This window comes from Streptomyces sp. NPDC022910 (assembly GCF_055561075.1).
The window spans coordinates 1-8,382 of the sequence record NZ_JBVHHL010000116.1 but is presented as its reverse complement, the minus strand read 5'-3'; the positions used below and the strand labels follow the sequence as shown (position 1 = coordinate 8,382).

The following is an 8,382-nucleotide window of genomic DNA, read 5'->3' as shown; positions in this document are numbered from 1 at the left end:
CTCATGCTGAAGCCCTCACGCTTTGGTGATGAGACGGACCTTCCGGGCCGAAATGCCCGGATTGCTGAAATCTGTTGAGGATCAAAGCAACGGTGCCGTGTACGAGGCCGCCACCGAAGTGCTCGCCACGGGCGAGCCCAGGCTGCAGAAGTACGGCATCGCCGCCGACGACGCATTCGCGGTAGGCCTGACCTGCGGCGGCACACTGGAGGTTCTGATCAGGGCCGTCGATCCACGACGGGACGACCTGGCCGGCCTGCTCGCTGCCATCGCCGGTGGCGAGGCCGTGGCGCTCGCCACCGTGATCGGCGGCGCCGCTCCGCTTGGTGCCCTGCTCGGCGTGACCGCTGACGACACGCGTGGATCACTGGGGGATCGGAGGCTGGACCGGGCTGCCGCGGACGAGGTGCGCGGGCTCTTGGCACAGGGCACGACTGCGCTGCGGCACGTGGGGGCACAGGGACAACGCCGCGGGGACGAGGTCTCACTCTTCATCCAGTCGTTCCGTCCTCCCGCACGGATGCTCGTCTTCGGCGCCGTCGACTATGCGGCCGCCACAGCGAGGATCGGCAGCTTCCTCGGCTACCGCGTCACGGTCTGCGACGCCCGGCCCGCGTTCGCCACCCCGGAACGATTCCCGGAGGCCCATGAGGTGGTGCGCGCCTGGCCTCACGAGTACCTGGCACGGACGGAGGTGGACGAGCGGACGGCGGTGTGCGTCCTCACCCATGACCCGAAGTTCGACATCCCCCTGCTCCTCGCCGCGATGCGCACCAGGGCCGGCTACATCGGCGTGATGGGCAGCCGCCGCACCCACCACGACAGGACGGACCGCCTGCGCGCCGCAGGTGCCACGGAGGCCGAGATCGCGCGCCTGGCATCCCCGATCGGTCTGGACCTGGGTGCCCGTACCCCGGAGGAGACGGCGGTGTCCATCGCCGCGGAGATCATCTCACTGCGGTGGGGCGGGACGGGCAGACCACTGTCCCGCCTGACCGGGGACATCCACCGGACAGAGGTTCTGCGGCCTGAACTCCATGATGATCCCTCTCCACTGATTGCATGACTGCCGTGCCAGGAAGGCGCTCAGCCGTCGGCCCGGCGCAGCTCGCGGGTTGCCGACATGGTTTGCGTACGCGGCTAGCCAGCTGGAATAAATAACCAGCGACTGCAATTATTCTTGGTGTTGTCATGGCGCCGGGTGCAGGCAACTCGCACTCGGCCGCCAGCTCACCAGGCGCGTACCAGGAGTTTTGAGTTGACCTCCCTCTTCACCCCCTACGTCCTCAGGTCGCTGATGATCCCGAACCGGATCTGGATGGCGGCGATGTGCCAGTACAGTGCGGCACCGGAGGGCGAGTCGGTAGGTGCCCCGACGGACTGGCACCTCACCCACCTTGCCGCGCGTGCTTCCGGCGGTACCGGTCTGATCATCACGGAGGCCACGGCGGTCAGCCCGGAGGGCCGAATCTCCCCCTACGACCTGGGCATCTGGAACGACACGCAGGTCGCCGCGTTCCGGCGAATCACCGAGTTCCTGAAGACGCAGGGCACCGTCGCTGGTATCCAGCTGGCACACGCCGGGCGCAAGGCCTCGACCGAGCGCACCTGGGTCGACCGGGGGCGTCAGATCACCCCGGACGAGCCGCACGGCTGGACGCCGGTCGCTCCCAGTCCCGTCCCCTTCGACGAGTCGTCGACGATTCCCGAAGAGCTGACCACGGACCGCATCCGTGAGATCGTCCAGGAGTTCGCCGACGCCGCCGAGCGTGCGCTGGCGGCCGGGTTCGAGATCGCCGAGATCCACGGAGCGCACGGCTACCTGATCCACCAGTTCCTCTCCCCTCACAGCAACCACCGCAGCGACGAGTACGGTGGCTCCTTCGAGGGCCGGATCCGGTTCGCGCTGGAAGTCGTCGACGCCGTCCGCGCGGTGTGGCCCGAGGAACTGCCGGTCTTCTTCCGGATCTCCGCGACCGACTGGCTCACCGAGAACCCCGAGGACGATCGCGAGGGCTGGACCGCGGACGACACCGTCCGCTTCGCCAAGGAGCTCCAGGCCCGCGGGGTGGATCTGATGGACATCTCCACCGGCGCCATCGTCCCCGACGCGAAGATCGTGACGGGCCCCAACTACCAGGTGCCCTTCGCCGAGCGGGTCCGCAACGAGACCGGCATGCCGGTGGCGGCCGTCGGTATGATCACCGAACCGGCACAGGCCCAGGAGATCATCACCTCCGGCAAGGCGGACGCCGTCCTCCTGGCGCGCGAACTCCTGCGCAACCCCTACTGGGCCCGCCACGCCGCCGCCGAACTCGGCGGCGAGGTCCCCACTCCCATCCAGTACCACCGCGCATAACCGCCCAGTGGGCGGGGCCCCGCGCCCCGCCCACGACACGGCACCCGGCGCAGCACTCCGCCCGCCTCCATCAGGACACGGGCGCCTTGTCTCCAAGGCGTGTGAGCCGGCCCGGAGCACGCCGGGAGACCCCTGTCGGCAACGCTTCGTTGCCATCCCACAGCATGCCCACAGCAACTGCGGTCCCATAGACTCTTCGCCTGAACTACTCGAAGCGGTGCGAGCGGGATGATTCTGGCGATAATGTTCGCGGTACTGGCTGCCGGCAGCAACGCGGTGGGAACCGTGCTGCAACGGCGTGCGGCGTTGGAGGTGCCCGACTCTACGGCCCGCCTTGGCCTCGTCCGGCATCTCCTCCACAGTCCGGTCTGGTTCGGAGGCATCCTGGGGGTCGTCTTCGCCGCGCTCTTCCAGGCCTTGGCCCTGAACGCGGGAACCCTGGCCGCCGTCCAGCCCGTCTTCATACTCGAACTGCCGCTGGCTCTCCTCATCGGCAGCCTGGTCTTCCATGTGCAGGTGTCGCGCAAGGCCTGGCTCTGCGTGGTGTGCATCTTCGTGGGCCTGGCCGTCAGTCTGTTCTCAGCCGCCCCCTCCGGGGGACGCTCCCAGGTCCCGGGAATCTGGTGGGTGCCGGCCCTGGCCGTCGTCTGCGGGACCGCCGCCGCACTCGTCCTGGCCGGCCTCCGACGCCGCCATGGTCTGGCGCGCGCTGCCTGCCTGGCAGCCGCGGCCGCCATCGGCAACGCGCTCACCGCAGCGCTGGTCAAGTCCGCCATGGACATCCTCTCCGAGGAGGGGGCAGCAAGATTCTTCCTCGCTTGGCAGACCTACGGGTTTGCGACCGTCGGCTCACTTTCCATCTTCCTGCTTGGTTACGCCATGCACGGAGGCCCACTGATCGCCTCGCAGCCGGCACTCACCCTCGGCGATGCCGCAGTCAGCTTCTGTCTTGGTGTCCTCCTCTTCGCTGAATCGCCGCGCCGCGGACTGTGGCTCCTGCCTGCGTGCCTCGGCGTCGTACTGCTCTCCTACGGCGTCTTCGCCCTGTCCCGCACCCGCTGCCTCGCGAAATGCGTCAACCGAGACGAAGAACCGCTGCGCGAGGAACGACCCGCCGCAGCAGCCATGTGACCGGGCGGCTGCGGCATCGACACCGACCCTGCAGCCCGAGCGCTTCACCGAGCCGGGGACATCCGGCCCCGTGGGGTGAACCCTTGGCCTGTCGTCCGGGCATATGCAGAACGAACGTGCGGAGTGAATGGGCCGCAACCTCTCCCCAGGGCGTGGCCGTTAGTGGTGCCATGCAGCCCGAATTCCACATCAGTCACCGTGACGCGAACGACTGGACTGTCGTAGAGATCTACGGCGAGGCCGACGTGTCCACCGTGCCGCACATCCACGACCACGTGGTCAGGCGTCTTGCGGAAGGTCGGCGCCGCTTCATCCTCGACCTGCTCGGAGTGAGGTTCATGGACTCGACCGGCCTGGGCGTGCTCGTCGGAATCCGAAAGCGCGTCCACGCTCGCGGGGGAGAGCTCAATCTGGTGATCATCAGCCCTGACATTCGCAGGATCTTCAGCCTCACCGGCCTGACCCAAGTCTTCCCGATCTACGACTCGGTGGAGGCCGCCATGACGGCCGTGTAGTTCTTCCACTGCAAGGGTTGGTCAGGCACCCGGTGGGTTCAGCGTGCTGCTGCGGCCGTCCGAACGGCACTCGGGAGACGCTCGCGCGAGGAGGCACCTACTAGGTACCATCGGCTGCATGCCATCTCTCAACGTGTCTTTCACCGAAGAGGAACTCGAGGGCGTGCGGGCTGCGGCTGCTGCCGAGGGCAAGAGCCTCAAGCAGTATCTCCACGACCTCGGCGTCCGCGAGATGCAGCGCAGGCAGTTCATCGCCGGCGCCACCGGTTGGGCGGAGCGGCTGCGCGACGAGTTCGACCAGTCCTTCCCCGACGAGGTGCCGCCCGCCCAGCGCGGCAACGGAGTCGCTGCCGCCTGATGCACCTCTACATCGACGTCTCCTGGCTTCTCGACGTCCAGGAGACCGCGCTCGGTCACGACGACCTCACCGTCTTGGACTACTCCGCTCTGGTGGCCGCCGTCGCCCGCCACAAGACCCGGCTTCCCACCCTGGCGGCCGCCGACCCGGACGCGGCCTGGCGCGCGGCCGCCCTGATGCACACCATCGTGCGCCTGGAGCCCCTCCCGCACCGCAACAGCCTGTACGCCGCCTTCATCGCCGCCCAGTACATGGACCAGTCCGGCGAAGGCATCGATCCTCCTTACGGCGCCCTCTCCGACCTCGTCCGCAAGATCCGCGACACCGGCATCGGTGTCCAGGACGTCGCCGACCAGCTGCGCGCCTGGAAGCTGTAGGGACTCGGATCAGAATGCCGGCGGCAGTACGCCCACCGCCGCCAGTACTCGAGGCGGACTTGTGCCACGCCCACTTCGAGTACGTGGCACGGTCATCATCGTCAGTGGCTCAGAGTCTGTTGTTCCTCTCGAGTGACGTCTGTCGCTCGAGCTGAGCTTCAGGGTATTCGGGTCAGGCCGACGTGGCTGGTCCCGGACGGCCGGGGGTGAAGGTGACGGGCAGGCGTTCGGGGCCGCGCAGACCGCCGGGCCTCCACCGCAGTTCGGCGGGCGGCACAGCCAGGGCCAGACGGGGTAGGCGGCGCAGGACGGTCCCGATCGCGATCTGACCCTCCAGCCGCGCCAGTGGCGCCCCCAGGCAGTAGTGAATGCCGTGCCCGAATGCGAGATGTGCGTTGTCCCGCCGGGTGATGTCCAGCCGATCGGGGTCGGAGAACCGCGCCGGATCGCGGTCGGCGATGGCGGAGGCGACCACTACCGTCGCGCCGCGCGGGATGGTCACGCCCGCGATCTCCACGTCCTCGCGCGCGAAACGGGCGATGCCGGGGTTCACCGGCCCGTCGTAGCGGAGGAACTCCTCGATCGCGTCCGGCAGCAGCGCCGGATCATCCCGCAGCATCTGCAGCTGGTCGGGGTGGGCGAGCAATGCGGCGACACCGCCGCCGATCAGGTTGACCGTGGTGATGTATCCGGCTACCAGCAGCAGGAACGCCATGGCGATGAGTTCTTCCTCGTCCAACCGCTGTGTCTCGTCCCGGGCGATGATCAGCGCGCTGATCAGGTCGTCTGCCGGTCGGGCTCGTTTGGCCTGCAGAAGCTCGGTGAGGTACGAGTGCATGTGCTGCCAGGCTTCGTCCACCACGGCCGGGTCCGGCGGCTCTGCTCCGCGGCGGGTCATGTCGTCGGTCCAGCGCTGGAAGTCGTGCCGGTCCGCAGCAGGGACCCCGAGCAATTCGCTGATCACGGTGACCGGAAGCGGCAGTGCGAAGTCCTCGACGAGGTCCGCGCGGCCGGTGGGCACGATCGCGTCGAGCAGTCGGTCGGTGATCGCCTGGACGTTGGGCCGCAGCTCGGCCACCCTGCGCGCCGTGAACGCCTTCGCGACCAGACGGCGCAGGCGGGTGTGGTCGGGCGGGTCGGCGCGGAGCATGTTGCGCAGAAAGGACTCACGCTCGGCCGAGGGCAGCTGCTGCATGAGCCGAGGGTCAGACGCGTCGCGGATGTCGCTGCTCAGCCGCGGGTCGGACAAGGCGGCGAGGCCGTCCTCGTAGCGCGTGACCAGCCAGGCCTCCAGGCCGCCGACGATGACGGCGCGCCGCACCGGGCCGTCATCGCGCAGCTGTCGGTAGAACGGGAAGGGATCCGCGACGAAGGCCGGATCGGCGTAGGGCAGAAGGACCGGCTGCTGGCTCATGATGCCTCCCGAAACGCGTCGCGACCCTGTGCGGCTTTTTGTCAGGTATTGGGATGGTATATGCCCATTTGGTCGGCCTCGTGATTTCCGCCGAAGGGAGCGGGTGCGAGGGCTTCGGGCGGCGGAGCTGATGGAAAAACTGCCTTTCTTCCCGCTACCCAGCGGTCACACCCTGGCGCAGCGCCCAGCCGTGCCCCCGGGCGAGCTGCGTCAGGAGCCCACAGTCGCCGCCGAGTGCGCGGAGCTCGGGCTTGACGAGATTGTCGACCGAGTGGCTCCGGGCCGTCTCATCACGGTCCTCGGCTCCGCGGCGCCATCGACCCGGCTCAGTCCCGAAGTGACGGCCGTTCGTACACGTGATCTGCCCGGTACCCACCTGGTGCTCGGCTGGCGCAACAAGGAAATGGCCCTGAGGTAGCGGCCTTCGTGCGCGCGGCTCGGCTGTGGTGGACAAGCGGCATCGAGCGGCTGTCAGCGCTGCTGACGTTGCCGCTGCATCCATTCTGGCCTGCGCCGGCAGCTCCGGAACGGCGTCGTTCGTGCCTGACGTCCGCCGCCGTCACGGGTTCTGCTGGCGCGGGCGGCTTCTTGCAGTTGCGTAAGGCCGGTGGCGGAGAAGTCGGTGGCCTGGACAGTGAACCCTTCGCGGGCGAAGTACAGGGTGTCGCGGCCGTGGCCGGCGCCGAGCTCCAGCACATCTTTGGCCCCGGCAGCCCTGAAGACGTCGGCGGCGTGGACGGCAGGTGCAGAGGGCTGCTCACCGAACATGCCGGGGTGGGCGGTGTAGGTGTTCCGCCAGCGACGCCGCTGTGCGTCCGCCAGGTCCTGCTCGCTGTTCGCCACGGTGCTCCGCTTCCCCTCTCGGGCCGGTGCCGGACTCGCCGGTCAGCTTAGAGGGCGCTGGTCAGGGCCTGGCGCAGCTGGTCGGCGGCGGGGAAGCCGGCCAGTCCGCCCGCAGTGCGATACACCCGGCAGGCCAGGCCGACCGGACGTCCGGGTTCGGCGAAGGGATCGTGGCCGTTGATGAAGATGGACGGGGAGCCGGTGAAGCCCATCCGTACTGCCTCGGCCTGGTCGGTGATGACGCGGGTGGCGAACGCGGTGTCGTGCAGTCCGGCGTCGTCGAGCGCGCGGCGCAGGTGTTCCGCGGCGGGCGCCGCGTTCGGGCAGTCGGGCACGACCAGGATCTCGATCTTCATGTCCCCAGCATCTCGCGTCCCGCTGTGGCCCGAAGGGGCCGACCTGCCCGGGGGCCACCGCGCTGAGGGGGTGGCCAGTCGAGTGGCTCGCGGGCCATGCCGTATGCGGGAGGGGGATGGTTGCCGGCGGGATCAGCGTGCGCGTCCGGCCGTGGGCCGAAGCCACCCCGGCGCCGCCCGACGGGCAACCACGCTTCTGCCTTACGGGCACGGCCGAAGCCGGCCGATCACAGAGCGCTGCTGATGTAGATCCGCTTGACCGTGTGCCGCTGCTTCCGCGGCGCGGTCAGGTCCGTCTTCAGAATGGCGTCGATCACCGGCTTGTAGGGGTCCAGGCGCGTCGCCCGCGGGGCCTCATCTTCTTCCGCGGCTCCGGCAGGGCCGACACCAGGGCCCTCTGCACGGTCTCGTAGCCGACGCCGTACTTCCGCATGAGCGCGCGCGTCGCCATGCCCGTCCTGGCGTCACGGCGGATCGCCGCGTACAGATCGACCTTGGACTTCGGCAGCAACCGGGCCCCCTCGTCGTGCAGAGCACAACCATGGTCCCGAAGCAAGCACCGGGGCGTTCTCGAAATTCAGCGACATCACTCTCCGGTGGAACCAGGCGTTCCCACGGCTGAGCGACAGACGTTCTCGAAACTCACCTACAAAGCCACATGGGTATTTCATTCCTTGCCTGAGCCGGAAGCTCTAAATTTCGGAGCATGTGTTTGCTTTTGTGTATGGCCGAGCTACGCACCGACGCAGCATTCAGCCGCGAGGTCCTTCAAGCGCGTCAGGCGCGGCGCTTATCCGGGTGATTGTCTTGCCGGGGTGAGCCGGGCGGGGGCGAACGCGGCAGGCTCCTCGGGGAGCGGCCGCACGGCCCCGACGATCGGCCTGAGTCGTCCGTCCCCGCTGAGCGAGGCACGGCGAGCCGGGCAAGCGGGGCCGCCAGCCTGATCGTCACCTCGAACAAACCCTTCGGACGCTGGGGAGAGGTCTTCGGCGACGAAACCGTGGCCGCCGCGATGATCGACCGCCTCGT

General features: G+C 68.6%; 10 protein-coding genes and 2 pseudogenes. 8 read left to right on the top strand and 4 right to left on the bottom strand.

Annotated elements, in window-relative coordinates; translation table 11 throughout:
• Window positions 1–52 precede the first annotated feature (52 nt).
• The 6 genes from ACZ3TS_RS41855 (at window position 53) to ACZ3TS_RS41830 (ending at window position 4,740) form a co-directional block, all read left to right on the top strand.
• Complete coding sequence (locus ACZ3TS_RS41855) at window positions 53–1,066, top strand: XdhC family protein (protein ID WP_467628175.1); 1,014 nt, start codon at window positions 53–55, stop codon at window positions 1,064–1,066.
• A gap of 192 nt (window positions 1,067–1,258) precedes the next feature.
• Complete coding sequence (locus ACZ3TS_RS41850; RefSeq protein ID WP_467628173.1) at window positions 1,259–2,359, top strand: NADH:flavin oxidoreductase/NADH oxidase; 1,101 nt, start codon at window positions 1,259–1,261, stop codon at window positions 2,357–2,359.
• Window positions 2,360–2,587: 228 nt separating this feature from the next.
• On the top strand, window positions 2,588–3,490 hold the full coding sequence (locus tag ACZ3TS_RS41845) for a DMT family transporter (RefSeq protein ID WP_467628170.1): 903 nt from the start codon (window positions 2,588–2,590) through the stop codon (window positions 3,488–3,490).
• A gap of 170 nt (window positions 3,491–3,660) precedes the next feature.
• Window positions 3,661–4,005, top strand: coding sequence for an STAS domain-containing protein (locus ACZ3TS_RS41840; RefSeq protein ID WP_467628167.1), 345 nt, complete (start codon window positions 3,661–3,663; stop codon window positions 4,003–4,005).
• Window positions 4,006–4,123: 118 nt separating this feature from the next.
• Window positions 4,124–4,363 (top strand): hypothetical protein, encoded by a 240-nt coding sequence (locus ACZ3TS_RS41835; RefSeq protein ID WP_467628165.1) that lies wholly within the window; start codon window positions 4,124–4,126, stop codon window positions 4,361–4,363.
• Window positions 4,363–4,740, top strand: a complete 378-nt coding sequence (locus ACZ3TS_RS41830) for a toxin Doc (protein WP_467628162.1) — start codon at window positions 4,363–4,365, stop codon at window positions 4,738–4,740. The genes ACZ3TS_RS41835 and ACZ3TS_RS41830 overlap by 1 nt, the downstream gene beginning before the upstream one ends.
• Before the next feature lie 172 nt (window positions 4,741–4,912).
• Here ACZ3TS_RS41830 and ACZ3TS_RS41825 read toward each other — a convergent pair whose 3' ends face one another.
• Window positions 4,913–6,154: a cytochrome P450 family protein gene (locus tag ACZ3TS_RS41825; protein WP_467628159.1), complete on the bottom strand. Its 1,242-nt coding sequence runs from the start codon at window positions 6,152–6,154 to the stop codon at window positions 4,913–4,915.
• A 130-nt stretch (window positions 6,155–6,284) separates the two neighbouring features.
• On the opposite strand from ACZ3TS_RS41825, the gene ACZ3TS_RS41820 reads away from it, so the two are divergent.
• Complete coding sequence (locus tag ACZ3TS_RS41820) at window positions 6,285–6,572, top strand: hypothetical protein (protein WP_467628156.1); 288 nt, start codon at window positions 6,285–6,287, stop codon at window positions 6,570–6,572.
• 53 nt (window positions 6,573–6,625) lie between these two features.
• Here ACZ3TS_RS41820 and ACZ3TS_RS41815 read toward each other — a convergent pair whose 3' ends face one another.
• The 3 genes and pseudogenes from ACZ3TS_RS41815 to ACZ3TS_RS41805 form a co-directional block, all read right to left on the bottom strand.
• Window positions 6,626–6,997, bottom strand: a complete 372-nt coding sequence (locus ACZ3TS_RS41815) for a methyltransferase domain-containing protein (protein WP_467628153.1) — start codon at window positions 6,995–6,997, stop codon at window positions 6,626–6,628.
• Window positions 6,998–7,044: 47 nt separating this feature from the next.
• Window positions 7,045–7,353: a hypothetical protein gene (locus ACZ3TS_RS41810; protein ID WP_467628150.1), complete on the bottom strand. Its 309-nt coding sequence runs from the start codon at window positions 7,351–7,353 to the stop codon at window positions 7,045–7,047.
• Window positions 7,354–7,598: 245 nt separating this feature from the next.
• Window positions 7,599–7,804: pseudogene (locus ACZ3TS_RS41805) on the bottom strand (IS21 family transposase); the annotation flags it as partial.
• Window positions 7,805–8,287: 483 nt separating this feature from the next.
• On the opposite strand from ACZ3TS_RS41805, the pseudogene ACZ3TS_RS41800 reads away from it, so the two are divergent.
• Window positions 8,288–8,382, top strand: a pseudogene (locus ACZ3TS_RS41800) (ATP-binding protein); the annotation flags it as partial.

Coding starts and splice junctions, on each gene's coding strand:
- ACZ3TS_RS41840 (WP_467628167.1), top strand. CDS start 3,661: ATGCAGCCCGAATTCCACATCAGTCACCGTGACGCGAACGACTGGACT.
- ACZ3TS_RS41855 (WP_467628175.1), top strand. CDS start 53: ATGCCCGGATTGCTGAAATCTGTTGAGGATCAAAGCAACGGTGCCGTG.
- ACZ3TS_RS41820 (WP_467628156.1), top strand. CDS start 6,285: ATGGAAAAACTGCCTTTCTTCCCGCTACCCAGCGGTCACACCCTGGCG.
- ACZ3TS_RS41825 (WP_467628159.1), bottom strand. CDS start 6,154: ATGAGCCAGCAGCCGGTCCTTCTGCCCTACGCCGATCCGGCCTTCGTC.
- ACZ3TS_RS41810 (WP_467628150.1), bottom strand. CDS start 7,353: ATGAAGATCGAGATCCTGGTCGTGCCCGACTGCCCGAACGCGGCGCCC.
- ACZ3TS_RS41835 (WP_467628165.1), top strand. CDS start 4,124: ATGCCATCTCTCAACGTGTCTTTCACCGAAGAGGAACTCGAGGGCGTG.
- ACZ3TS_RS41830 (WP_467628162.1), top strand. CDS start 4,363: ATGCACCTCTACATCGACGTCTCCTGGCTTCTCGACGTCCAGGAGACC.
- ACZ3TS_RS41845 (WP_467628170.1), top strand. CDS start 2,588: ATGATTCTGGCGATAATGTTCGCGGTACTGGCTGCCGGCAGCAACGCG.